25 protein-coding genes are annotated in these 23,883 nt (G+C 63.8%); 5 read left to right on the forward strand and 20 right to left on the reverse strand.

The annotated features are described in order from the left end of the window. Nucleotides 1–38: 38 nt before the first annotated feature. From lspA to JQ575_RS16090, 4 genes are all read right to left on the reverse strand, one after another. Nucleotides 39–536 carry a signal peptidase II gene (lspA, locus tag JQ575_RS16075; protein ID WP_212034216.1) on the reverse strand — a complete coding sequence of 166 codons (498 nt, stop codon included), beginning with the start codon at nt 534–536 and terminating at the stop codon, nt 39–41. A gap of 180 nt (nt 537–716) precedes the next feature. After that, on the reverse strand, nt 717–3,725 hold the full coding sequence (ileS, locus tag JQ575_RS16080) for an isoleucine--tRNA ligase (protein WP_212034217.1): 3,009 nt from the start codon (nt 3,723–3,725) through the stop codon (nt 717–719). 192 nt (nt 3,726–3,917) lie between these two features. Beyond that, on the reverse strand, nt 3,918–4,472 hold the full coding sequence (locus tag JQ575_RS16085; protein ID WP_212034218.1) for a sugar O-acetyltransferase: 555 nt from the start codon (nt 4,470–4,472) through the stop codon (nt 3,918–3,920). Further along, nucleotides 4,469–5,440 carry a bifunctional riboflavin kinase/FAD synthetase gene (locus JQ575_RS16090; protein ID WP_212034219.1) on the reverse strand — a complete coding sequence of 324 codons (972 nt, stop codon included), beginning with the start codon at nt 5,438–5,440 and terminating at the stop codon, nt 4,469–4,471. Before JQ575_RS16090 ends, JQ575_RS16085 begins: the two co-directional genes overlap by 4 nt. A gap of 243 nt (nt 5,441–5,683) precedes the next feature. On the opposite strand from JQ575_RS16090, the gene JQ575_RS16095 reads away from it, so the two are divergent. Then, complete coding sequence (locus JQ575_RS16095; RefSeq protein WP_192738834.1) at nt 5,684–6,079, forward strand: response regulator; 396 nt, start codon at nt 5,684–5,686, stop codon at nt 6,077–6,079. Between the two features lie 186 nt (nt 6,080–6,265). Here the strand turns inward: JQ575_RS16095 and JQ575_RS16100 are convergent, their stop codons facing one another. The 9 genes from JQ575_RS16100 to uvrC form a co-directional block, all read right to left on the reverse strand. Further along, a complete protein-coding gene (locus tag JQ575_RS16100; protein ID WP_212034220.1) occupies nt 6,266–7,120 on the reverse strand; it encodes a TIGR01459 family HAD-type hydrolase in 855 nt (284 codons plus the stop codon). A gap of 15 nt (nt 7,121–7,135) precedes the next feature. Then, nucleotides 7,136–8,611: an EAL domain-containing protein gene (locus JQ575_RS16105; protein WP_212034221.1), complete on the reverse strand. Its 1,476-nt coding sequence runs from the start codon at nt 8,609–8,611 to the stop codon at nt 7,136–7,138. A gap of 134 nt (nt 8,612–8,745) precedes the next feature. Further along, entirely contained in the window at nt 8,746–9,867 is a 1,122-nt protein-coding gene (locus tag JQ575_RS16110) for a YihY/virulence factor BrkB family protein (protein WP_212034222.1), read from the reverse strand. Further along, on the reverse strand, nt 9,867–10,424 hold the full coding sequence (locus tag JQ575_RS16115) for a phage holin family protein (RefSeq protein ID WP_312015946.1): 558 nt from the start codon (nt 10,422–10,424) through the stop codon (nt 9,867–9,869). The genes JQ575_RS16110 and JQ575_RS16115 overlap by 1 nt, the downstream gene beginning before the upstream one ends. A 115-nt stretch (nt 10,425–10,539) precedes the next feature. Beyond that, nucleotides 10,540–11,514: a 50S ribosomal protein L3 N(5)-glutamine methyltransferase gene (gene prmB / locus JQ575_RS16120; protein ID WP_212034224.1), complete on the reverse strand. Its 975-nt coding sequence runs from the start codon at nt 11,512–11,514 to the stop codon at nt 10,540–10,542. Beyond that, nucleotides 11,514–11,981, reverse strand: a complete 468-nt coding sequence (locus tag JQ575_RS16125) for a molybdenum cofactor biosynthesis protein MoaE (protein WP_212034225.1) — start codon at nt 11,979–11,981, stop codon at nt 11,514–11,516. Before JQ575_RS16125 ends, prmB begins: the two co-directional genes overlap by 1 nt. Before the next feature lie 71 nt (nt 11,982–12,052). Further along, nucleotides 12,053–12,304: a molybdopterin converting factor subunit 1 gene (gene moaD, locus JQ575_RS16130; RefSeq protein WP_212034226.1), complete on the reverse strand. Its 252-nt coding sequence runs from the start codon at nt 12,302–12,304 to the stop codon at nt 12,053–12,055. After that, nucleotides 12,301–12,915 carry a CDP-diacylglycerol--glycerol-3-phosphate 3-phosphatidyltransferase gene (pgsA, locus tag JQ575_RS16135; protein ID WP_212034227.1) on the reverse strand — a complete coding sequence of 205 codons (615 nt, stop codon included), beginning with the start codon at nt 12,913–12,915 and terminating at the stop codon, nt 12,301–12,303. The genes moaD and pgsA overlap by 4 nt, the downstream gene beginning before the upstream one ends. Nucleotides 12,916–13,029: 114 nt before the next feature. Further along, complete coding sequence (gene uvrC, locus JQ575_RS16140; protein ID WP_212034228.1) at nt 13,030–15,144, reverse strand: excinuclease ABC subunit UvrC; 2,115 nt, start codon at nt 15,142–15,144, stop codon at nt 13,030–13,032. Between the two features lie 220 nt (nt 15,145–15,364). On the opposite strand from uvrC, the gene JQ575_RS16145 reads away from it, so the two are divergent. After that, nucleotides 15,365–15,988, forward strand: a complete 624-nt coding sequence (locus JQ575_RS16145; protein WP_212034229.1) for an outer membrane protein — start codon at nt 15,365–15,367, stop codon at nt 15,986–15,988. A 109-nt stretch (nt 15,989–16,097) separates the two neighbouring features. Next, nucleotides 16,098–16,937, forward strand: a complete 840-nt coding sequence (locus tag JQ575_RS16150; RefSeq protein ID WP_212034230.1) for a class I SAM-dependent methyltransferase — start codon at nt 16,098–16,100, stop codon at nt 16,935–16,937. An 82-nt stretch (nt 16,938–17,019) separates the two neighbouring features. Here the strand turns inward: JQ575_RS16150 and JQ575_RS16155 are convergent, their stop codons facing one another. From JQ575_RS16155 to JQ575_RS16170, 4 genes are all read right to left on the reverse strand, one after another. After that, on the reverse strand, nt 17,020–17,235 hold the full coding sequence (locus JQ575_RS16155) for a cold-shock protein (RefSeq protein WP_028350729.1): 216 nt from the start codon (nt 17,233–17,235) through the stop codon (nt 17,020–17,022). Nucleotides 17,236–17,550: 315 nt separating this feature from the next. Beyond that, nucleotides 17,551–18,411 carry a 23S rRNA (adenine(2030)-N(6))-methyltransferase RlmJ gene (locus JQ575_RS16160; protein WP_212034231.1) on the reverse strand — a complete coding sequence of 287 codons (861 nt, stop codon included), beginning with the start codon at nt 18,409–18,411 and terminating at the stop codon, nt 17,551–17,553. Between the two features lie 214 nt (nt 18,412–18,625). Next, nucleotides 18,626–19,309, reverse strand: a complete 684-nt coding sequence (locus tag JQ575_RS16165; RefSeq protein WP_212034232.1) for a ribonuclease T2 family protein — start codon at nt 19,307–19,309, stop codon at nt 18,626–18,628. Nucleotides 19,310–19,463: 154 nt separating this feature from the next. Next, on the reverse strand, nt 19,464–19,922 hold the full coding sequence (locus JQ575_RS16170; RefSeq protein ID WP_212034233.1) for a hypothetical protein: 459 nt from the start codon (nt 19,920–19,922) through the stop codon (nt 19,464–19,466). Between the two features lie 165 nt (nt 19,923–20,087). Between JQ575_RS16170 and JQ575_RS16175 the strand changes: the two genes are divergently transcribed. After that, the gene (locus tag JQ575_RS16175) at nt 20,088–20,378 is read left to right on the forward strand and encodes a hypothetical protein (RefSeq protein ID WP_192738819.1); all 291 of its coding nucleotides are present in this window, start codon (nt 20,088–20,090) and stop codon (nt 20,376–20,378) included. Nucleotides 20,379–20,417: 39 nt separating this feature from the next. After that, nucleotides 20,418–20,963 (forward strand): DUF3617 family protein, encoded by a 546-nt coding sequence (locus tag JQ575_RS16180; protein WP_212034234.1) that lies wholly within the window; start codon nt 20,418–20,420, stop codon nt 20,961–20,963. Nucleotides 20,964–21,114: 151 nt separating this feature from the next. Here JQ575_RS16180 and JQ575_RS16185 read toward each other — a convergent pair whose 3' ends face one another. The 3 genes from JQ575_RS16185 to JQ575_RS16195 form a co-directional block, all read right to left on the reverse strand. Next, nucleotides 21,115–22,500: an ATP-binding protein gene (locus JQ575_RS16185; protein WP_212034235.1), complete on the reverse strand. Its 1,386-nt coding sequence runs from the start codon at nt 22,498–22,500 to the stop codon at nt 21,115–21,117. 19 nt (nt 22,501–22,519) lie between these two features. Further along, on the reverse strand, nt 22,520–23,203 hold the full coding sequence (locus tag JQ575_RS16190) for a response regulator (RefSeq protein WP_212034236.1): 684 nt from the start codon (nt 23,201–23,203) through the stop codon (nt 22,520–22,522). An 86-nt stretch (nt 23,204–23,289) separates the two neighbouring features. Further along, nucleotides 23,290–23,841: a MarR family winged helix-turn-helix transcriptional regulator gene (locus tag JQ575_RS16195; protein WP_192737695.1), complete on the reverse strand. Its 552-nt coding sequence runs from the start codon at nt 23,839–23,841 to the stop codon at nt 23,290–23,292. Between the last annotated feature and the right edge of the window lie 42 nt (nt 23,842–23,883).

The following is a 23,883-nucleotide window of genomic DNA, read 5'->3' on the forward strand; positions in this document are numbered from 1 at the left end:
CAAGGCAATATGCCGCCAACGGCCCGTATCGACCGGGATCAGGGCGCTTTTGCGGCGGGTACCCCCAGGAAGGAATCATACAATAGGGCTGCTACCCCGGCAACAATGGCCACATCCGCAAGGTTAAACACGTACCAATTGAAGGTATTTCCCCCGATCTGGACGTGGAAAAGGGCAAAATCGACCACCGCGCCATAGGCGACCCGGTCGATGGCGTTACCAACAGCCCCGCCGATGATCAGGCCGAGCGCCACGGTGGCCAGCCAATTGCGCGAGTGGGCCATCCAGACCGCCAGAACGACCACGGCCACCGCCTTGATCGCGGTCAGGATGGCCTGGGCCAGGAAGCCGTCGTTCTGGAACCAGCCGAAGCTGATCCCGGGATTCATGTGCAGCGCCAGGTCGAAGAACGGCGTGACCGTTACCCTACCCCGATGTTCGATATCGAACACGAACAGCAGCCAGAGTTTCGAGGCCTGGTCGAGCACCAGGGCTGCGACGGCGGCGATGATGCCGGGGCGGAGGTGAGGGCTCATGGCACTGAAGCCGCCGCAAAAACAGGTGTCGTCCCCGCGAACGCGGGGACCCATACACCGTGTCGCTTCTGCCCTGAAAGGTCTTCGTTCATCGACTGTTGTCTACTACGGACGCCGGTGGTTATGGGTCCCTGCGTTCGCAGGGACGACGATAGAATCTTAGACTCGCACTCCAGAATCCTAGACACCCACTCCGAGTACTTTCCACTCCCGCAGCGCCTGCGCGTCGCGGGGGGAGACATCGGGATATTCGGCGTCGTCGCCCACGGTCGGCAGGATCTTCCACGACCGCGCGCATTTGGTGCCGACGGCCTTTTCGACCACGACCGCGACGCCGGGAACGTCGGCGAGGGTGAAGGCCGCGGCCGGCGCGTCGTCATTGGTCACCATCGCGTTCGAGGTGATGCACACTTCGGCCAGATCGACGTCGAACAGCGTGTTGAAGATCGCCTTGTCCGACACATAGACCAGGGGCGAAGCTTCCAGCGACGAGCCGATGTTCTTGGCGGCGCGTTCGAGTTCGAGTGCGCCGGTGACGACGCGTCTGACGTCGCGAATGGTTTCCCATTTCGCAGCCAGGGCATCGTCGCGGAATGAACCCAGATCTGTCGGGAACAGCGTCAGGTGCACCGAGGGCTCGGCGCCCGGCCGGTACATCCGCCAGGCTTCGTCGGTCGTGAAGCTCAGCACCGGGGCCAGCCATTTCAGGATCGAGTCGCAGATGATGTCGATCGTGGTCAGCGCCGCCTTGCGCACCGGAGACGACGGCGCGTCGCAATACAGCACGTCTTTCCGGATGTCGAAATAGAACGCCGACAGTTCGGTGTTCATGAACGCCGACAGGCTGGCGACAACCGTCTTGTAATCGAACTCGGCATAGGCCTGCCGCACGATCGCGGCTTGTCCGCCGAGTTGATGCAGCATCAGCCGCTCGAGTTCCGGCATCTCCTCATGCGCGACCGCGTCACGGGACTTGAAGTGGTGCAGCGTGCCGAGCATCCAGCGGATCGAGTTGCGCAGCTTCTTGTAGGTCTCGACGGTGTTTTTCAGGATTTCCGCCCCGATGCGCTGGTCGTCGGCATAATCGGTCGAACAGACCCACAGCCGCAAAATATCTGCGCCGGAATCCTTCATCACCTTTTGCGGCTCGACGGTGTTGCCGAGCGACTTCGACATCTTGCGGCCGTTCTCATCCAGCGTGAAGCCGTGCGTCAGCACCACGTCATACGGCGCGCGGCCGCGGGTGCCGCAGCTTTCCAGCAGCGAGGAATGAAACCAGCCGCGATGCTGGTCTGAGCCTTCCAGATACATCACGGTGTCCTCGCCGCCATCGACCTTGCGGACGATGTTGCCGAGCGTCGGAAAATTCTGGTGGTCTTCCAGCACGAAAGCGTGCGTCGAGCCGGAATCGAACCAGACGTCGCAGATGTCATCGACCTTCTTCCAGTCTTCGCCGGCACGGGATCCGAGAAAGCGTTCGCGGGCGCCGTCCATGTACCAGGCGTCGGCGCCTTCCTCCATGAAGGCCTCGGCGATGCGCTGGTTGACGATTTCGTCCTGCAGGATTTCGGCGGAGCCGTCGCCCTTTTCGCGCACGAACACCGCGATCGGCACGCCCCAGGCGCGCTGGCGGGAGATCACCCAGTCGGGGCGGCCGGCGATCATGCCGTTGATGCGGTTTTGCCCGGCGGGCGGCACCCATTGCGTCACCGAGATCGCATGCAGCGCGCGGGCGCGCAGCGTATCGCCGGGCTTGGCCTTGCCGTTGTCGGCGATGTCCTTGTCCATCGCGATGAACCATTGCGGCGTGTTGCGGAAGATCACCGGCTTCTTCGAGCGCCAGGAATGCGGATACTGATGTTTGAGGCGGCCGCGCGCCAAGAGCTTGCCGCCTTCGATCAGCACCTTGATCACGGCCTCGTTGGCGTCGCCCTTTTCGCCCTTGTCGTTGATCACGCGCTTGCCGGTGAAGCCCGGGGCGTGGTCGGTGAAGGCGCCGTTCTCGTCGACGGTATAGGGGATCGCGGTATTGATGCCGCGGCTGTCGAGTTCGCGCGCATTCGCCATCCAGGCGTCGAAGTCTTCGCGGCCGTGGCCGGGCGCGGTGTGCACGAAGCCGGTGCCGGTGTCGTCGGTGACGTGGTCGCCGGGCAGCAGCGGCACGGTGAATTCGTATCCGCCGCTGAAGCCCTTCAGCGGATGGGCGCATTCCACCGCGTCGAGCGTGTCGGCCGGCAGCTCGCGCACCTTCTTGTAGGCGGTGACGCGCGCCTGCTTGAACACGCTCTCGGCGAGCGCATCGGCGAGGATCAGGAGGTCGCCGTTCTTGGCCCAATTGTCCGCAGGCGCGTCGGTGACCTCAAACAGACCGTAGGCGATCTTCGGCGAGAAGCTGATGGCGCGGTTGCCGGGCAGCGTCCATGGCGTCGTGGTCCAGATCACGACGGACGCATTGGCCAGCGCGCCATGCGCCGGCGAGGTCACCGGAAACTTCACCCACACCGTATCCGAGGTGTAGTCCTCATATTCCACCTCGGCCTCGGCGAGCGCGGTCTTCTCCACCACGCTCCACATCACGGGCTTGGAGCCGCGATAGAGCGTGCCGTTGGCGGCGAACTTCATCAGTTCGCGCGCGATCTGGGCTTCGGCGGGATAGCTCATGGTGGCGTAGGGATGATCCCAGTCGCCGATGATGCCGAGCCGCTTGAACTCTTCGCGCTGCACGTTGAGCCAGTGCGTCGCATAGGCGCGGCATTCCTTGCGGAACGCCACCATCGCCGTGGAGTCGCGGAAGTCGGGTTTCGGCTTGCCCTTGGAGCGGTAGTTCTCTTCCTCGATCTTCCATTCGATCGGCAGGCCGTGACAGTCCCAGCCCGGCACATAGTTGGAATCGAAGCCGAGCATCTGCTGGCTCTTGGTCACGACGTCCTTGAGGATCTTGTTCAGCGCGTGGCCGATATGGATATTGCCGTTGGCGTAGGGCGGGCCGTCATGCAGCACGAATTTCGGTCGCCCGTCGGCGGCCTCGCGCAGCCTCTCGTAGAGACCGATCTTGTTCCAGTGGCTGAGGATTTCCGGCTCGAGCTTGGGCAGGCCGGCGCGCATTGGGAATTCCGTCAGCGGCAGGAACAGGGTCTTGGAATAGTCTGGTCCTTCGGACTTTTCGGACTTTTGCGGTTTTTCGGACATGAATGCTCTGGTTTGGCTGAAAAGGCGCGAGATACGCTGGTCATTCGCGGGGTAAACGGGGAAATCCCGGTCTTGCGCCGAGCCAAGGCTCAGGCGGAAGCCGGGCCGCTAATGGGGATGGTGCGCCGCGCAAACATGGGCTTTCCATAGCAGCCGGAAGCGGAAATCGCAAAGCCCCGCAGGGCCCGCAGCTCAGGACGACCGTTTCGGCCTTGCCGGGTTTCCCGTGACGGTCACTTCAGCGCCGACGTCGCGCGTGACCACGCTGCCGGCGCCGATCACGGCTCCGTCGCCGATGGTGACACCGGGCAGGATAATGGCACCGCCGCCGATCCAGACGTCGCTGCCGATCCGGACCGGGCGCCCGAATTCGAGGCCCTCGCGCCGTGTCCTGGCGTCGCGGGGATGGTCGGCCGCGTAAATCTGTACGGCGGGCCCGATCTGGGTGCGGTCGCCGATCGAGACCTCGACGACATCAAGGATGACGCAGTTGAAGTTCATGAACACGCCGTCGCCGAGGCGGATGTTGTAGCCGTAGTCGCAAAAGAACGGCGGCCGGATCACGGCATCCTTGCCGACATGGCCGAGGCGTTCGCGGAGCAACGCGTGCCGTTCCGAGACCGGCTGCGCCAGCGCCGCATTGTAGCGCGCCAGCCAGGCCTTGTTGACGGCCTGTTCGGCGCCGAGTTCGGCGTCGGGGCGATACAATTCGCCCGCGAGCATCTTTTGCTTTTCGCTTCTGCTCAATCGATCGCTCCAAGCTTCGGAAACGCATCGGGCGCGGCTGCGAGCGCCGCGCGGGCCCGGGCGCTGTCGTCGTCCATCTGGCGGATCAACGCCTCGATGCCGTCGAATTTAAGTTCATCGCGGATGAAGGCGATGAAGGCGACGTCGAGCACGGAGCCATAGAGATCGCCCTTGAAGTCGAACAGGAACACTTCCAGCAGCGGCGCGCCATTGTCGAAGGTCGGACGGCGGCCATAGCTCGCCACGCCGTTCAATCGCTCGGTTCCGCGCCCGACGCGCACCGCATAGATGCCGTGCTTGAGCGCGCAATTCTTGTCGAGGCGGATGTTGGCGGTGGGATAGCCGAGGTCGCGGCCGCGCTTCTCGCCATGGATCACCTCGCCGGTCGCAAACCACGGTCCGCCCAGCATCGCGGTGGCGTCGTCGATCTGGCCCTCCGCCAGCGCCATGCGGATCGCGCTGGAGGACACCGGCCGCTCGGCGATGTCGACATGGGCCTGGACGTCGACCTCGATCCCGAGCCGCGGCGCCTCGCTGACCAGAAGGCTCGGCGAGCCGACCCGGCCCTTGCCGAAATGGAAGTCGTAGCCGACCGCGATCCCGCTGATGCCGAGCCGGCCGATCAGGTCATGGTGAATGAAATCTTGCGCCGACGTTCCGGCGCGGCCCTTGTCGAAGGTCATCACCACGGCGCCGGCGAGCCCGGTGGCGGCCAAGAGCCGGAGCTTGTTGGTCTCGTCCGTGAGACGGAATTGCGGGCTGTTCGGGCTGAAAAAGCTGCGCGGATGCGGCTCGAAGGTCACCGCAAAAGCCGGTTTTCCGTGGGCGCGCCCCATGTTCAGCGCGGCTGATATCACGGCCCGGTGACCGAGATGGACGCCGTCGAAATTGCCCATGGCGACCACCGCCCCCTTGGGGATATCGGCGGCGGGGGTGGTGTCTCGAATAACGGTAAAACCAGTTGTCATGTGACGGATTCTTGCAGGATTCTTGCCGATTCTAAAAAGACCGTGGGCCGCGATGCGCGCGGCCGGACCGTGACGCGGGGGCGCGGGCGAAGTCAAGCCGGACGGCTTTGGTTCAAAACCGAGGCAATCCACCTGCGCCCGATTAACGCGCTGTTTAACGCCTTGATGCTAGGGGTGGGGCGAGGACTGCGGGTCGCGCAGGCCTGCCGATATTTAGTGACCTAAGCGTTAGTGGGGGAAGAGATGGCGGTTGATTTGTCGATGTCGGTTCTGGTGGTCGATGACTACAACACCATGATCCGCATCATCCGAAATCTTTTGAAGCAGCTCGGCTTTGAGAATATCGACGATGCCAGCGACGGTTCGGAAGCGCTGAACAAGATGCGCGGCAAGAAATACGGGCTCGTGATTTCCGACTGGAACATGGAGCCGATGACCGGCTACGACTTGCTCAAGGAAGTCCGTGCCGATCCTAACCTCGCCACCACGCCCTTCATCATGATCACGGCGGAATCCAAAACCGAGAACGTGATCGCGGCCAAGAAGGCCGGTGTGAACAATTACATCGTCAAGCCGTTCAACGCGGCGACGCTGAAGACCAAGATCGAGGCGGTCTTCCCGGACATGGCGACGGCGTAAGGCGCTAGCCACAAGCACTAATTTTCGTCATGCCCGGCCTTGTGCCGGGCATCCACGTCTTTGGCACCGCGAGTCTGTAAAGACGTGGATGGCCGGCATAGGCGAGCATAAGCGACGCCGTCCTTCAGACGGCTGTGCCCGGCCATGACGGTGTGTTGAAAGTAGCTGGTATTCAGTCTCCCACGACTACCACTTCAGCTCCCGCATCAGCGCCTTTGGCGGATGGCCGAACAATTCCCTGACCGAGGCCGGGTCCAGCTGGTCGATGCCTTCGAATTCCTCGGAATGGATGCCGCGGGTCACGAACAGGCAGTCGATGCCGAAACCCAATGCCCCGGTGAGGTCGGTGCGGACGGAATCGCCGATCGCCAGCACCCGGTCGAGCGGGGCGGCGTGGCCGCGGTGTTCGGCGGCGAGCGCCATCGCGCGTTCATAGATCGGCCGGTGCGGCTTGCCGTAGAAGATCACCTCGCCGCCGAGTTCGCGATAGAGCTCGGCGATCGCGCCCGCACAATAGATCAGCCGGTCGCCGCGTTCGACGACGATGTCAGGGTTGGCGCAGATCAGCGGCAGCTTGCGCTCGCGCGCCTGCAGCATCATCGCGCGATAATCTTCAGCCGATTCGGTTTCGTCGTCGAACGGTCCGGTGCAGACGATGTAATCAGCCTGTTCGAGCGGAGCCATCACCGGATCAAGGCCGCGGTAGATCGAATTGTCGCGCTCCGGACCGAGCCAGAAAACCTTCTGTCCCGGATGGTCGGCGACAAACAGCCGGGTCAGATCGCCGGAAGAGACGATCGCGTCATAGATCTCGTCGGCGACGCCGAGCTTGCGCAACTGCCGCTGCACCGAATCGGCGGGCCGCGGCGCGTTGGTAATGAGGATGACGGTGCCGCCGCGCTGGCGAAAGGTGTGCAGCGCCGCACAAGCCTCGGGAAATGCCTCGAGCCCATTGTGCACCACGCCCCAGATATCGGAGAGGATGACTTCCACGCCATCGACGAGGTCGCTCAGGTTTTCGACGAACCGGAGTGTGGTCATGACATCGGGCGCCGGTTAGCCCGGACCGGCGGCGCGGCGCGCCAGCGCGGCATTGCCGGTCGCCCGTGTCGAAGGTTCGATCGCCGGGCTTGCGACGGGAGCAGGGGGGCTTGCAGGCGGGCTTGGGCCATTGGAACCATTGGTGCTGTTCGAAGTCGCCCCGCCGGTAGCAGATGCCCCCTCGGGCCGCAACGGCCGGGGCGGCGCGAACAGGAAGCCCTGGCCAAACCGCACGTCGAAATCCAAGAGATCGACCACCGCGCGCTCGCCCTCGATCTTTTCGGCAATCAGGTCGATGCCGAAGCGGCCGAGCAGATCCGACAGGTCAGAGGGGTGAATGTCCGACGTCGAGCTCTGCCTGGGATCGAGCAGCAGCGCCGCCGGTACCTTGATGAAGCGGACGCCGCGGTCGGCGAGTTCCCGCGGTTCGATCCGGAGGTCGCTGACATGGTCGATCGAGAAACGATAGCCGCGCTGCGACAGCGCCGCCAGATGCTCGGTCTCGGTCGGACCGAGGTTGCGGAACGTGGCCTGCTTGAACTCGAGCACGAAGGACGGCGCCAGCGCGCGATTGGCTTCGAGGAAGTCGAGGCATTGCGCGAAGGTCGTGGGATTGGCCAGCGTCGCGGCGGAGACGTTGCAGAACACGCCGACATCCTTGTTGCGCACCATCAGGCGGCGCAGCACCTGCACACAGCGCAACATCACCATGTGATCGATGCGCCCCATCAGGCCGCCGGCTTCGGCGGTGGCGATGAAATCGTCGGCGGCAAGAATCTGGTCGTTGTCGTCGCGCAGCCGCGTCACCGCCTCGTAGAAGCGCACCTTGCGCTGCGGCAGCGTCACCATCGGCTGCAGATAGATGTCGAGCCGGTTCTCCTCGATGGCGTTCTTCACCGCGGCGAGAAGCTGCGGCTGGCTGCGCGCGGCGGCTTCGGCGACGGTCGGCGCGGCTGATGGTGCCGGCCTGGCGACGACGGGCGGCGCTGCGGATTCGGTGGATAATGGCGGTGAGGTTTGCGGCTCGGCGACGGGCGCAGCCACGATCGCGGCTGGTGCCGGCGCCGGTGGCGCTGCCGCCGCGCCCGAGGCAATCAGATCCTCATGGCTGGCGACGGAGACCGCGAGCTGCTTGACCAGCACGCCGAGTTCGTTGATCTCGCCGACCACGGCCTGGATGCGGTCGCTGCTGGCGGAAGTCGCCGACACCACGCGGCCCTCGACGGCCGCGAGCCGGCGGCCGAATTCGGCGACCTGGCGGGCGAGGTCGGCGGTGCCGCGGGACAGGTCCGCGATCTGGCTGCCGACATCGGAGCGATCGCGCAGCCGCATCGAAACCGCGTTGTAGAGGATCAGGAAGGTCAGCGCCGTCAGCGCCACGATCGCGGATTCGGTTCCGCTGATGCCGGCGACCGCATGCAGAACCAGGCCAAGCGAGGCTGCGACCAGCACCATGCAGATGGCGATAAAAATCGTCGAAATGCGAATCATGTCGCGCGCTACGCCTTCAGGTCCGAACTACCCCCGCCCGGGAAAACGCTGGTGTCGTCAGGCATCGTCCGGTTTGCGCTCCCCCAAGCGCAATAACCTTACCATCAATGTTGATTCGCAGGTCTAGTGTTCTTTCAGGAGGCTGGAACCGCCGGTCCCAGCGTATCGGCCATGGTGGCGCCGCGGCTGCCCATCGGCTTTGGGTGGCCGACGGTGGTATCGACAGCGGTCTGGTGCTCGATTTCCGAATTCAGTTCCGCTCCGAACAGCACGACGATGGCCGACATCCACATCCACATCATCAGGCCGATGGCGGCGCCGAGCGAACCGTAGGTCGCATTGTAGTCGCCGAATTTCGACAGATACCAGGACAGCGCCGCGGAACCGGCGATCCACAGCAGGGCGGCGAGCAGCGTGCCGACACTGAGCCATTTCCACTGCGCCGGCCGCCGGCTCGGTCCGTATCGGTAGAGAACGCCGAGCGCCGCCAGCAGGACCGCGAACAATAATGGCCAACGCGCCAGGCTCACGATGAACAGGATGTCCGGAGGCAGGCCCAGATGATGGAGCGCCAAAGGAAACGCCACCACGGCGCCGACCATCAACAACAGCGCCGCGATCCCGCCGACGGTGAAGGCCAGCGAGATCAGGTTCAACCTGATGAAGCTGCGCTTCTCGCGTTCTCCATCGACCGCGTTGAGGGCGTCGATCACGGCCTTGACCCCCGCGTTGGCGCTCCAGATTGCAAGGGCGAGGCCGAACAGGAAGGCTCCGCCGAGCGCAGTGCTGCCTTTGTCGAGCACCCGCGCAATCTGGTCCTGCACGATCTGGAATGAGCCTTCCGGCAGCATCAGCGCCAGCGTCTGCAGATTGGCGCCGATGGTCGAGGGATCGGCGAACAGGCCATAGGAGGAAACCAGCGCCGTTACGGCGGGAAACACCGCGAGCAGGCCGAAGAAGACCACGCCTGCCGCCGTGGCGAGCAGGCGGTCGTCATTGGCCTGCTCATAGGTACGCCACAGAATGTCTTTCCAGCCGGCCCAGGGAATGCTGAACGGGCTGCGCGCGCGCCGCCCGCGGCCGGGTTGCGAGAGTTCGCGTGTAAAGTCGCTACCTTTCGCGGCCGCCGGATCGGTCACTGGATTGGCGTGTTCAGGCTCGGACGTTAGGAAATAGCGCTGCGCGGTCAGGATCACGAGCGTGGTGGCCGCGATCAGGATCAGATTATCCGTATGTTCGGCGCGGGCGCGGGACATCAGATTCCCGCGTGTCGTGCCTGCTGCCGCCGACGCACCGCCGCGTAGCCCAGCAAGCTTGCCATCAGGATCAAGCCGATTTGCACGTTTCTACTGTCGTGTCCGGACCGGTCCCGTCGGCTCCGATGTCCCACTGGCACCGCGGGGGCTTGCAGGATCGCCGCGGCCGTGTCCCGGACGGCCTCGATCTGGTCGGGCTTGACGGGGCTGGCCTTGATCGCCATCCGCAAACGGCTGGTGAGCGACGGGAACTGCGGCGCAGGACGCTTGAGCTTGATGACGGCTACAGCGGCGCAGATGCCGGCGATGACCGCGAGCAGGCCGCCAATGGCGCCGAACGCCCAAAATTGTCCGTAGTTGATTTCAACCCAGCGAAACAGCGCTGCTGTGCCGACCAGGAGCGCCGCGATCAGAAAAATACCGGCGGCCGCGAAGAGACCGGCGGCAATCGCGTAGGAGGTGACGGTGCCGGTGGCCTGGTCGGTCCGGTCGCGCAGATAGGATTGCGTCGCGCGCTTGATCTGGTTGAGCTTCAGCGCAATGCCAGCGCGCAACAAGCCGCTCGAAGGCCCGGGCATGTCCGCATTTCCTCTATCGGCGAGGCATGATTGCCTCCGCCATGATTGAACGCGGCTTGTTTTCGAATGTTCCGGAAGTGACTTACGCCAGCGCCTAAAGATCGTCGGCCGTAATGTAGAAAACTTCGGCTTCCGAATCCTCGGTGTCGAGCCACATCAGCGGTAACTGCGGATAGGCTGCTTCAAGCGCGGGCCGGCAACGGCCGATCTCGCAGAGCAGCCCGCCATCCGGCGTCAGATGCTGTTTGGCCTCGTCGAGGATGCGCCTGACGATGTCGAGCCCGTCAGCGCCGCCGTCGAAGGCGAGTTTCGGTTCGGCACGGCATTCGCGCGGCAGAGCGGCCATGCCCTCGGCGTCGACATAGGGCGGATTTGAAATGATGAGGTCATAGCGCTTGTCGCCCAGCGGCTTGAACAGGTCGCCGCGGTGCAGGTTAAGGCGATGTTGCAGCCCGTAATCGGCAACATTGTGCGCGGCGACATCAAGCGCGTCTTTTGAAATATCGACGGCGTCGATTTCGGCGTTGGGGAAGCTCCGGCTGGCCAGGATGGCGAGGCAGCCCGAGCCGGTGCAGAGGTCGAGCACATTTTCCACCACTGCCGGGTCCGCGATCAGCGAACCTCCGGTCACGTCGTCGTCACCGCCAAAATGCGAATCCAGCAATTCGCCGATGAACGAGCGCGGCACGATGGTGCGCGCGTCCACATAGAACGGCAGGCCGCGCATGTAGATCTTGTTGACGAGATAGGCGGTCGGCGTCCGCGTGGTGACGCGGCGCTCGATCAGGCTGACGATCTTTTTGCCTTCGGCGACCGTGACCCGCGCGGTCGCGAACGCTTCGAACTGGTCGGGGTGAAGATGCAGGGTTTCGCAAACCAGGAACGCCGCTTCCGATACCGGATCGGTGGTGCCATGCGCGAATGCCAGATCGGCTTCGATAAAGCGGCTCACCGCAAAGCGCACGAAATCCAGCAGCGTCAGCAATTCGCCGGCACCGACTTTTGGGAATTTCGGCTTGGTGGATTTCGGCAGACCGCGTTTGACGGGCGTCTTGCTGGGTTTGGCCATCAGGATTTGGTCCAGCGCGCCGCGGCGTCGTCGTCATGGCCGCGCGCGTCGATCCAGCTCGTTCCCTTCGCGCTTTCCTCGCGCTTCCAGAACGGCGCATTGGCCTTCAGATAATCCATCAGGAATTCCGCCGCCTGAAACGCCGCCTGGCGGTGCGCCGACGCCGCCAGCACCAGCACGATGTTCTCGCCCGGCGTGATGCGTCCGACGCGATGCACCACGGTGAGGCCGGTCAGCGGCCAGCGCGACATCGCTTCGTCGGTGTGCCGCTTGATTTCGGCCTCCGCCATGCCGGGATAGTGCTCGAGCGTCAGTGCCGCGATCGGCTCGCCATTCTCGCTGCCGCGGCAGATGCCGCTGAACGTCACCACCGCGCCGACATCGCTGCGGCCCTTGGTCAGCGCCGCAATCTCCTGCGCGATGTCGAAATCGGCTTGCTGGATGCGGATGGTCGCGGCGGCGGTCATGAAGCTTTCTTCTCTTGACGCGTTTTCTTGACGCGAACCGGTACCCACTTCGCTCGAAAACGCTATGTTAATCAACCGCCGGTCATCGGCGGAAAGAACGCGATCTCGCGGGCGCCTGATATCATCGCATCCGATTTCACATGGGTATGGTCGATCGCGGCGCGGATCACTTTCGGCTTCTCGAACGCGTAAGCATAGGTCTCGCCGCGCTCGGAGAGCCAGCCGATCAAATCGTCCACCGTGCGCACGGCGGCCGGCGGGTCGACCATTTCCTCCGAAATGCCGATCCGTTCGCGCACCCAGGCGAAATATTTGACCCTCATCCCTCATCCTCCTTGATGAGGTGGTGGATGCCGGCGCGGAAATAATCATAGCCGGTATAGATCGTGACGATCGCCGACGTCCACAGCAGGGCGATCCCGATCATGGTGGTCGGGGAGAAAATCTGTTCGCCCGCTTCACCGGCGATCAGAAAGCCGATCGCGACCAGCTGGACGGTGGTCTTCCATTTCGCGAGCTTGGTTACGGGGACGCTGACCCGGAGCGCCGCGAGGTATTCCCGCAAGCCCGAGACCAGGATTTCGCGGCACAGGATCACGATGGCGGCCCACAGCGTCCAGCCATGGATGCTGTTGTCGGCGGCCAGCATCAACAGGCAGGACGCCACCAGCAATTTGTCGGCGATCGGATCGAGCATACGGCCGAAGGCGGATTGCTGGTCCCACATCCGTGCATAATAGCCATCGAGAACGTCGGTCACGGCGGCGGCGATAAAGATCGCCAGCGCCACCCAGCGCAGCCAGAGTGGGCCGTCCATGATGGATTGGGCATAGACGCAGCCGACCACCACCGGGATGGCGGCGATACGGGCATAGGTCAGGATATTCGGGAGGGACAGGCTCTTGGACTGGCCCTTGGTGGTTGCGATGTTCATCCGTCTTACCAATACCGCTCAGGCGTGAAGGTCAACCGTGCAGGCCCCAGATGATCGGTCGCAGGCGACGGCCAAATGAAACGCCCAGGTGAACCTCATGTGAATCGGCTCCCTTTAACCCGGTTGCGCATGGAAAAACTCGAAAATCTTGCGGGCGCTTTCGGCGCTGACCCCTGGAACCTTGCCAAGGTCGGCGATCGAGGCCCGCTCGATTTCCTTCAGCGTTCCAAAGTGATGCAGCAAGGCACGTTTGCGTGACGGGCCGATGCCCGGAATCTCCTGCAAACCCGCTTCGCGGATGTCCTTTTTGCGCAATTTGCGGTGCGATCCGATCACGAAACGATGCGCCTCGTCGCGCAGCCGCTGGATGAAATACAGCACGGGATCGCGCGGTTCGAGCTTGATCGCCTCGCGGTCCGGCATGAACAACGTTTCCCGGCCGGCGTCGCGGTCCGGCCCCTTGGCCACGGCCAACAGCGTGACTTGCGTCAGTCCCAGGGTCTCGAAGATCTGCCTTGCCGCGTTGAGCTGGCCGCGGCCGCCGTCGATAATCACCAGATCGGGCCATTGCGGAAACGAATCATCGTCGGCCTTGATCTCGGCTTTTGCTTTGGCGGTATCTTCTTCCGGCGGTTTCAACAGCCGCTTGAAGCGCCGCTCCAGCACCTCGCGCATCATCGCGTAATCGTCGCCGGGCGTCAGGCCTTCCGACTTGATGTTGAACTTGCGGTACTGGTTCTTGATGAATCCGTCGGGTCCCGCCACGATCATCGCGCCGACCGCGTTGGTGCCCTGGATGTGGCTGTTGTCGTAGACCTCGATGCGCTTGGGCGCATGCGGCAGCCCGAGCGTGGTGACCATGCCCTCCAGCAGGCGGCCTTGGGTCGCGGTATCGCTGAGCTTGCGGCCGAGCGCCTCGCGGGCGTTGGTCAGCGCGTGCGCGACCAGCTCCTTTTTCTCGCCGCGCTTCGGCGTCGAGACTTCGACCTTGAAACCGGCCTTGACGGCGAGCGCGTCCGCCAGCAGCGCGCTTTCCTCGATCTCGTGCGACAGCAGGATCAGTTTCGGCGGCGGCTTGTCGTCGTAGAATTGCGCCAGGAACGAGGCCAGCACTTCCTCCGGCGTGAAGGATTTCTCCGCGCGCGGGAAATAGGCGCGGTTGCCCCAGTTCTGGCCGGTGCGGAAGAAGAACACCTCGACGCAGGAATAGCCGCCCTCCTGGTGGATGGCGAACACGTCGGCCTCTTCCACGGTGCGCGGATTGATGCCCTGCTGCGACTGGATCGCCGAGAGTGCGGCGAGGCGGTCGCGGTAGAGTGCGGCTGTCTCGAATTCGAGTTCGGCGGACGCCTTCTCCATCTCGCCGGCCAGTTCTTTTTTGACGAGATGGCTGCGGCCGGACAGGAAGTCGCCCGCCTCACGCACCAGCTCGGTATAGCCGGGGAAATCGATCTCGCGGGTGCAGGGGCCGGAGCAGCGGCGGATTTGATAGAGCAGGCAGGGCCGGGTGCGGCTCTCGAAGAAACCGTCGGTGCAGGAGCGGATCAAAAACGCGCGCTGCAGCGCCGTGATGGTGCGGTTGACAGCGCCGGCGTTGGCGAACGGCCCGAAATACCGTCCCGGCCGCGACTGCGCGCCGCGATGCTTGAGGATCTGCGGCGCCCAGTGGTCGCCGGTGATCAGGATATAGGGAAACGACTTGTCGTCGCGCAGTTGCACGTTGAAGCGCGGCCGCAGCTGCTTGATCAGATTGGCCTCGAGCAGCAGCGCCTCGGTCTCCGTCGTGGTCGAGATGATCTCGACCGCAACGGTGGCCGCGATCATGCGCAGGATCCGCGCCGGCAGCGGCGCGTTGACGCGGGCGTAGGAGGCCAGCCGCTTGCGGACGTTCTTGGCCTTGCCGACGTAAAGCACGTCATTGCCGGTGTTGAGCATGCGGTAGACCCCGGGCGAGGTCGGCGCCAGGCGCACGGCATTTTCGATCGCGGCATGGCCGACCGCGAGCGGGCCTTCGGCCACCGCCTCGGCTGTTTCCTCGGCGGTTTCCTCCGCCGGTTCCGGCAGGCGGGCCTCGTCTTCGTCCTCGGCCGCCGACGTCGCCGGATCGAGATCGGCGGAGCCAAGCTCCTGCGCAGGGTCCTTTGCAAGGTCCTTTGGGAGCAAATCCGGCCGGGAACCCCGCCGCGGCTTGCCCGGAGCTTTCGGATGGTCGGTAGAATCGTGATCCATGGGCCTAAATTAAGCGCTGCTGGCCGGCATCGCCAGCGTGCCGGCGCCAACCGAGGCCACGCCGGGTAACACATTCTTAAGACTGATGATCGGGCGGTAAGAGGGCTTAACAACCCTTTAACTTAAAACTCTCGATAAATCTTACAGGAAAAAAGTGGAATTCCGTAACCAAGCCGGCCTCGGCCGGAAGGGTGCGGCTGTTGCGTGGTGGAGTTGAGTGATGGGCAGCTTTGTTTTGCGGGCGCTGGCGGTGGTCGCCGCAGCCTGGACGATGTCGGCGCAGGCGGCCGACATGAATTACGGATCGCGCGCGCCCTATACCGTCAATCAGCCGCTCAACGCCTATAGCTGGGCGGGGCCCTATCTCGGCGGCAATCTCGGCTATGCCTGGGGCTCTGTCGACAACAACCCGACCAAGCCGTCGGGCTTCGCGGGCGGCGTGCAGGCCGGCTACAATTTTCAGAACGGGCCGTGGGTGTTCGGCCTCGAGGGTGATATCAACGCGACCGGCGCGGCCGACACCTTCGCGCCGTGGAAGTTCTCCAACCCCTGGTTCGGCACGCTGCGCGGCCGGGTCGGCTACGCCTTCAACAACGTGATGTTCTACGGCACCGGCGGTCTTGCCTTCGGCGAACTGCGCGCCACCACGTTCGGCCTGTCGGAATCACACACCACGGCGGGCTGGACCGCGGGCGTCGGCGCTGAAATGGGCTTTGCGCCGAACTGGAGCGCCAAGGTCGAATATCTCTATGTCGACCTCTCCAACACCAATTTTGTCATCACCGGCGCATCGAACGGCTACAGCTTCGGGCTGATCCGCGCGGGCGTGAACTACCGCTTCTGAGATCAAGAAAACGCAAAGAAACCATCTGTTGCAGCCTCCCGGCAGCCACAAGCTGCCGGGATTTTTTTGTCTCGTGGACAGTGCGCGGCGGCACGCCTAAAATTCGTCGATGCAGCCGGGGCAGCCAAGTCTGACCGCGTTGGGCGCCGCCCGCTTGCGCGCGGCGCATCAGGTGCTGGATAACGCATCGATCCTTCGGGATCCGCTGGCGTTACGCATTCTCGGTGACGATATCCAGGTCTCGCTCGACCATGCCCGGGCCCACACGTCCGGGCCACGGTTGCGCTGGTTCATCGCCGCGCGCTCGCGCATCTCGGAAGCAGCGCTGACGGAAGCGGTGACTAATGGTGCGACGCAGCTCGTGGTGCTCGGCGCAGGGCTCGATATGCTCGCCTACCGGACGCCCCTCGCGGGCGGCCTGCGAATTTTCGAGGTCGATTTTCCCGCCACCCAAGCACGCAAGCGCGAGATGCTGGCCGCCGCGGCAATCGCCGTGCCGGACACGCTGACCTATGTCGGGATAGATTTCGAACGGCAGACATTGGCCGAAGCGCTGGACGCCGCAGGCTTTGTCGCCGCCAAACGCAGCTTCTTCAGCTGGCTCGGCGTGGTGCCCTATCTGACCGAGACCGCGGTGTTCTCGACGCTCGGCTATATCGCGCAGCTCGAAGGCGGCGCTGAAGTTGTGTTCGACTACGTCAATCCCGCAAACTCGGTCGCACCGGCTGGCCGCGCCGCACATCAAGCGCTTGCCGAGCGGGTGGCCGCGGCCGGCGAAAGCCTTCAGAGCTATTTCGACACCGCGCCGCTTTGCGCCCGCATGAGCGAGATCGGCTTTCGGCATGTCGATGATGTCGGCCCTGACAGGATCGCGGCGCGGTTCTTCCCCGAGAGCGAACGTGACGCACCGGCGCGCGGCGGCCACATCATGCATGCCTCCACGTTCTGAGCCGCGCCTCGCGCTCAGCGGGATTTGGTGCAGGCAAAACTTCAGTTCGCTTTCACCGAGAAGCTTCAGCTCTCGCGTCAGCTTACGATGAAATCACCAGGTTGACCGCCTTGGGGCCTTTGCCCTTCTTGTCCGGTTCAACCTCGAATGTAATGCGCTGTCCTTCAGTCAAATCCTTCAATCCGGCCCGCTCAACGGCAGTGATGTGAACGAACACGTCGCGGCCGCCGTCATCGGGCTTGATGAAGCCGTAGCCGCGTTCTCCATTGAAGAACTTGACTGTACCAGTCATGGCCATCGGGAAAACTCCTCCCCCGCATTGCACTGCCGCTACGCGCAATTCGCGTATCGGCCGACCGGACATTCGTTGTCGGAAGCTTGGCCACCTGAACCGATCGGGTCACGCACCGATCAGTCTGGATTTTTTTTTAGGCCTTGATCACTCCGCCGCAACCATTCGCGGAAGCGGAACGTAAAGCCAGTCATAACAACTGAGCATAATACGGTTCCGCGCAAATTGACTATGGCTCAATCGCACTTTTCGGCCCAATGCACTGCCTTGAAGGCTTACCTCGAAAGGCTTGCTTTCAAGGTTTGCGTTCAAGGCGAGCCTTCAAGGTTTGGGCGTCTCAAGCCTGAACCGGCCGGCGCCGCCCTGGCCGAGCGGTTTTTCCAGTTCGGGTAAAATGGTCTTCAGATCGCCCGCGAGCGTCCACGGCGGGTTGACGATCAGAAGCCCGGTGGAGGTGAGGGGACCGCCGGCCTGCTGCGGTGCGACGCTGAATTCGAGCCGCAGACATTTCCCGGCCGGCTTGCCGGTCTCAGCCACGGCGGCGACATGCCGCGCCAGGCCGTCGGTGATGCGCCTGCTCTTGACCGGATACCACAAGAGATAGCTGCCGGTCGGCCACTTCGCATAGGCCTCGGCAAAGCCGTCGGCGAGCTTTTCGAACTCATCCTTTTGCTCGAACGAAGGGTCGATCAGCACGAGGCCGCGCCGCTCGTTCGGTGGCACGAAGGCGGGCAACGCCGTCCAGCCGTCGAGATCGACCACGCGGGCCTGGGTGTCGCGGCGCAGCGCATCGATCAATTGCTTGTGGGCTTTCGGCTCGATCTCGCACGCCGTGAGGCGGTCCTGCGGCCGCAGCAGCGCGCGCGCGATCAAGGGCGACCCGGGATAGGCTTTCAGCTCGGCTTGCGCGTTGAAAGCCCTGACGATGTCGAGATAGGGCGCCACCAGCGGCAACGCATTTTCCGAGAACCTCGCCTGCATCACCCGCGCGATGCCGGTCAGCCATTCGCCGCTGCGGCGGGCCTCGTCGCCGGACAGGTCGTAGCGGCCGGCGCCGGCATGGGTGTCGATGACGCGAAAGGCGGCGGGCTTTTCCTGCAGATAGATCAGCATCCGCACCAGCACGATGTGCTTGATGACATCGGCAAAGCCGCCGGCATGAAAGGCGTGTCGGTAGTTCATGGGAGAATTCAAGAGCCGTTCGAGAAGACGTCTACGTCTACGTCTTCTACTCGTCATGGCCGGGCATAGTAAGTCTGCTGCGCAGACTACGTAAACTTGTCTGCGCTCCCGGCCATCCACGTCTTTGATCACCAGACGAAAGAAGACGTGGATGCCCGGGTCATCCAGCGCGAAGACGCGCTTCGCGCTTCTGCCCGGGCATGACGACTGAGGATCAACTCCCCCGCACCGGCGGCATCACGACCTCGTCGCGGCGGCAGGCGCGGCGGTCGATTTCCTCGCAGGAGCGGAATTGCAGGTCCTTGCTCATGCAGACCCTGACTTCGCTGAGCCGCCGGCTGCTGCAGACGACCGAAATCGCCGAGCTGCTCAGGCCGGGATTGACCTTGATGAAGGCTGCCTCGAGCGCCTCGGGGGCGATCGTCTTCGATTCCGACAATTGCAGGAATTCCTCGGGGATCTTCACCGCCGCGCGGGCTTTGCGGATGTTCTCGAAATAGGCCCGCGCGCCAAGGCCGGAACAGGTGCCGTGCTTGTCCCATTCGTTGAAGATCAGCCCGGGCGCCGGCATCAGGTCCAGCATCGACGTCATGATGTTGCGGTCGAGCCGGGGCGACGGCCGCTGGCAATATTCGGGAAAGCCGCGCTCATATTGCGGCCACAGGCCGTGGACCACGAAGGAAAACGGGCGCTCGCACTGGATCTGCGCCGAACGGCCGCTATTGCCGCGTTCGGAGGCGGCCTCGCAGAAGGACGGCGACCACGATAGGGCCAGCACGTAGAAATCGAACTCGCCAGGGGCGTTCTGCCGGCGGTCCTGCGCGGCGGCGTGGCTCGCGGTGACCAAAACAAGTGCCAGCGAAATCAGCAGCCGCGAAACAATGACCGATGAAAACATCAAACGCTCCCTTACGCGCAAAGCATGACGGTACTCGATCACCCGAGCCTAACAGGGAACCGGAACATTTCAAGAACAAAAATGGCATTAGGCGCGAATCGGGTGGCGCCGGCCACCGCGATCGAAAAATCCAGGCAGGAAGCTGGGGGTAAGCTTAAGGCCGAGCGGCCTTGCAGCCGGGGTTATAGGCCCAGTTGCGGTCCAGCCCGGTGACGCACCATTCGACACCCTGGCCAAAGCCGGCAAAGCCGCCATCCTCGACGATCGAATAGTGCACGTTGCGCACCTTGCCGTCGCTCAGCATCACGTCGCCGGTGCAATAGCGGCGCGGAATGTTGTCGGATTGCCAGGGCCGGAACGTGGTTTCGTGGACCCGGCCGTAGGCGGTGATGGTCAGGGACGAATTCCAGAAGGTGCTTTCCTTCTCGCGGAACTGCGAAATGATGGTCGGCAGCGCTGATTCGCACGGCGCGACCCGCCCGTCATAGCGGGGACCGGACAGCCAGAAATTCAATTCCAGCGGATTGGCGGCCTGCGCCGACTGGCCGAATGCCAGGACGGCGAGCGCCGCGGCCAGACCGAGTGTTTTCAACGATGTGAAGAGGGTGCGCATGGGAATTCCGCCGGTCATCCAACCGTCAGGACCGTGCCGTGAAGCCCGGACGAGGTCAAGTGCAGCGCGGCAACACCTTGCAGACAAGTAGGGGTTCGGCCGTAACCCATTCTTTTCACAGCCGCCAGCGCACTCTATGGTGGCCCCAGCGAAATGGAGTCGGCGATGCAGAGAATTGGGGCCGCGTGCCTGGTTGCGATGTGCGGGATGCTGGCGGCTGCGCCGGCGCAAGCCGACTGGGTGCCGCCGTTCAAGGGCAATGATACCGGCGGCATTATCGCCTATTCGCTGGCCAGGCAGGCGGATGCGCGCCAGCTCGCGGTCGATCACTGCGCCGGCTACGGCAAGGTGGTGAAATTCCTCGCGGTGCAGCCCTATGACGGCGGATACGTCTCCTTTGCCTGCCGCTGGGTGCCCTATGGGGCCAACGCGCGGCCGCTGCGCACGCTCTACTGAGCCGGACCTGAACGCCTGATCCACCAGGGGAGCGCGAGCATGGCGCGACAGCTTGATTCATTTTGTCTGGCGCTTGGCCTGCTCGCGGTGTGGCCTGCGAGCCATGCCGGCGCCGTCGAGCTGCCGGTGCGCAAGGCCGGCCTGTGGGAAATGAAGGTGGTGCAGACCGGCTCGCCGGTGCCCGAGATGACGATGCAGCAGTGCACCGACGCCACCACGGACAAGGATATGAGCACCTCGTTCTCGCCGATGGCCAAGGACGTCTGCTCGAAAAACGATACCCAGAAGACCGCGACCGGCTACGTCACCGATTCCGTCTGCGGCTCGGGCGGCATGTCGGTCAAGTCGCGTGCCGAAATCACCGGCGATTTCAACTCCGCCTACACCGTGAAGTCGACCTCGAACAGCACGGGCGCTCCGGCCGGCGTGCCGCGCGATTCCACGACCACGATCGAGGCGAAGTGGTTAGGGGCCTGCAAGGCCGATCAAAAGCCCGGCGACATCATCATGCCCGGCGGCATGAAGATAAATCTCAAGGACATGGAAAAGCTGAAGGGGCTTATTCCGAAGCAGCCGCCGAAGTAACGAGGCAGAACTTGTCGTCCCTGCGAACGCAGGGACCCATACGCCGCGGCCGATATTGTTGAAAAAGGCAGATAACGACCGCCGGATAAACCAACATCCGCTGGTGGTTATGGGTCCCTGCGTTCGCAGGGACGACAACGCTCTTTCTTTCCTAAACCGGCACCCTGACCGCCGCGCGCAATCCACCCATCGGGCTGTCGCCGAGCGTGATGTCGCCGCCATGCGAGCGGGCGATATCGCGGGCGATTGCCAGGCCAAGGCCGGTGCCGCCTTCGTCCTGGTTGCGGGCGTCGTCGAGCCGCAGGAACGGCTTGAATACTTCCTCGCGCATGTTGGCCGGAATGCCCGGTCCATCGTCGTCGATCGTGACCGTCAGATAGCGGTGGTCGCGATGGCCGGTGATCGAAATCGTGTTGGCGTGCCGCGCGGCATTCGAGACGAGGTTGGCGAGGCAGCGCTTGAACGAGGCCGGTTTCACGGTCACCACCGGCAGGCCGTGGAACGCCACGGTCGCGGTATGGCCGTGGCGCTCGGCATCGCTGCGCAATTCCTCCAGCGCCATCGACATGTCGGTCGGCTGCGCGACCTCGCCGCTGTCGCCGCGGGCAAAGGCGAGATAGGCCTCGAGCATCGCGGACATCTCGTCGACGTCCTTGCGCATGCCGTCGACCTCGGGAATGTCGCCGATCAGCGCGAGCTCGAGCTTGAAACGGGTCAGGATGGTGCGCAGATCGTGGCTGACGCCGGCGAGCATCGCGGTGCGTTGCTCGATCGAACGCTCGATGCGCGCCTTCATCTCCAGGAACGCCTGCGCCGCGCGCCGCACTTCCCGCGCGCCGCGGGGGCGGAAGTTCGGCGCCTCGCGGCCCTTGCCGAAACTTTCGGCGGCGTCGGCGAGCCGCAGGATCGGCCTGATCTGGTTGCGCAGGAACAGCACCGCGACGATCAACAGGATCGAGGACGTCCCCAGCATCCAGAAGATGAAGATCTCCGAATTGGAGGCATAGGCCGCGCTTCGTTGCGCGAAGATGCGCATCACAGCGTCATCGAGCTGAATGCGGATTTCAACAAGGTTGGATTTGCCGACGGTATCGATCCAGAACGGCCGGCCGATCTGGCGGCCAATCTGAACCGAGAGCGTCTGGTCGAGCAGCGAGAAGAACGGTTTTGGCCCGGGCGGCGGCATGTCGCCGACGGGGAGAAAATCGACCACCAATTGCAGCCGCTGCCCGATCCGGCGCAGCTGCGCGCGATCCTTGTCCTGCGGATAGCCCTTGTAGACGTCGATCAGGCTCGCGATGTCCTGCACCACCGCGGCCGACAGGCGCCGCGTCACCGTGTTCCAGTGCCGCTCCATGAACACGAACGCGACCACGGTCTGCAGCACCACCATCGGCACGATCATGATCAGCAGCGCGCGGGCGTAGAGGCCGGTCGGCATCCAGCCCTTGAACGCGTTGCCCATCCAGCCATTGGCCTTGGAGACCCGGCCGGCGGCGGTGCGGATCAGCGTGAGGCCGGTGTCGAGCGTGCTCATCGCGCTTGGTTCGTTTGGATCACGGCGACGCCACCAGGCGATAGCCGATGCCGCGCACCGCCTGCAGGAACAACGGATTGGCCGGATCTTTTTCGATCTTGCGGCGCAGCCGGTTGATCTGCACGTCGACGGCGCGCTCATTGACGGTGCCGCCGCCGGTCAGCGCCGCGCGCGGCACGGTCTCGCCGGGGCTCAGGCTCAGGATGCGCAGCATCTCGCGCTCCCGGTCCGTCAAATGGATGATCTCCTCGCCCTCGCGCAGCTCGCCGCGTTCGAGATGATAGACGTAGGGCCCGAATGCGATCTGCTCCAGCGTCTCCACTGGCGGCGTCGCGGTGCGTTTGAGGATGTTGCCGATCCGCAAGACCAGTTCGCGCGGCTCGAACGGCTTGGCCACATAATCGTCGGCGCCGATCTGCAGGCCTTCGATCCGGGCTTCCGCCTCATGGCGCGCCGTCAGCATGATGATCGGCACCGAGGAGGAGGTGCGGATGAAGCGGGCGAGATCGAAACCGGTTTCGCCGGGCATCATGACGTCGAGGATCAGAAGGTCGAAATGCAGGCCGAGCAGCTTGGCGCGGGCGTCGGTGGCGCTCGCCGCGGTCGTGACGCGATAGCCCTCGCCGGACAGGAAGCGCGACAGCAAGTCGCGAATACGGCGGTCGTCATCGACCAGCAGCAGATGCGGGGCGTCGTCGGCCATTTGCCGCGGCGTCCGCACAGTGGCTGCGGCGATGGTTGGGCTGGCAGTTGCGTTTGGAATTCCGTTTGGGGTTATTTGGGCCACGGTCACTCCCTTGGCTTCTTTCCGCTGCCGAAGATCGTCTCCAGCACCTTGTCCGGGTCGTCGCGATCGATCATCGCGCGCAGGAACTGCCGCAGCACTTCCTGGCCGGCGGTATCGATGTCCTGCATGGCGCGGTTGATGCGATCGGTCTGCAGCCCGGCGAGCTTGCCCACCAGGGCCTCGCCCTTCGCCGTGGCGTAGAGAAGGCGCTGCCTGCGGTCGTTATTGCCGGTCTTTTGCACGATATAGCCTTCGTCCAGCAACTGCTTGAGCACCCGGCCAAGCGACTGCTTGGTGATGCGCAATACGTCCAGGAGGTCGGCGACCTTGAGGCCCGGGTAGCGGTGGACGAAATGCATCACCCGGTGATGGGCGCGGCCGAACCCGAACGCCTCGAGCTCATGGTCGGCGTCGCCGACGAAGTCACGATAGGCGAAGAACAGGAGCTCGATGATATCCCAGCGCAATTCGCCCGCGCGCGGGGCCGGGGACACCCCGTCAGGCCCCCTCGAATCAGGGTCACCGGCGGGCCTCGAGAAATTTATGTCAGTCATGTTGACATATCTTGGGTTCAATGTTACAAAACTGCCAGCCAC

Origin of the sequence: Bradyrhizobium sp. JYMT SZCCT0428, from assembly GCF_018131075.1 — a bacterium.
Classification (GTDB): domain Bacteria; phylum Pseudomonadota; class Alphaproteobacteria; order Rhizobiales; family Xanthobacteraceae; genus Bradyrhizobium.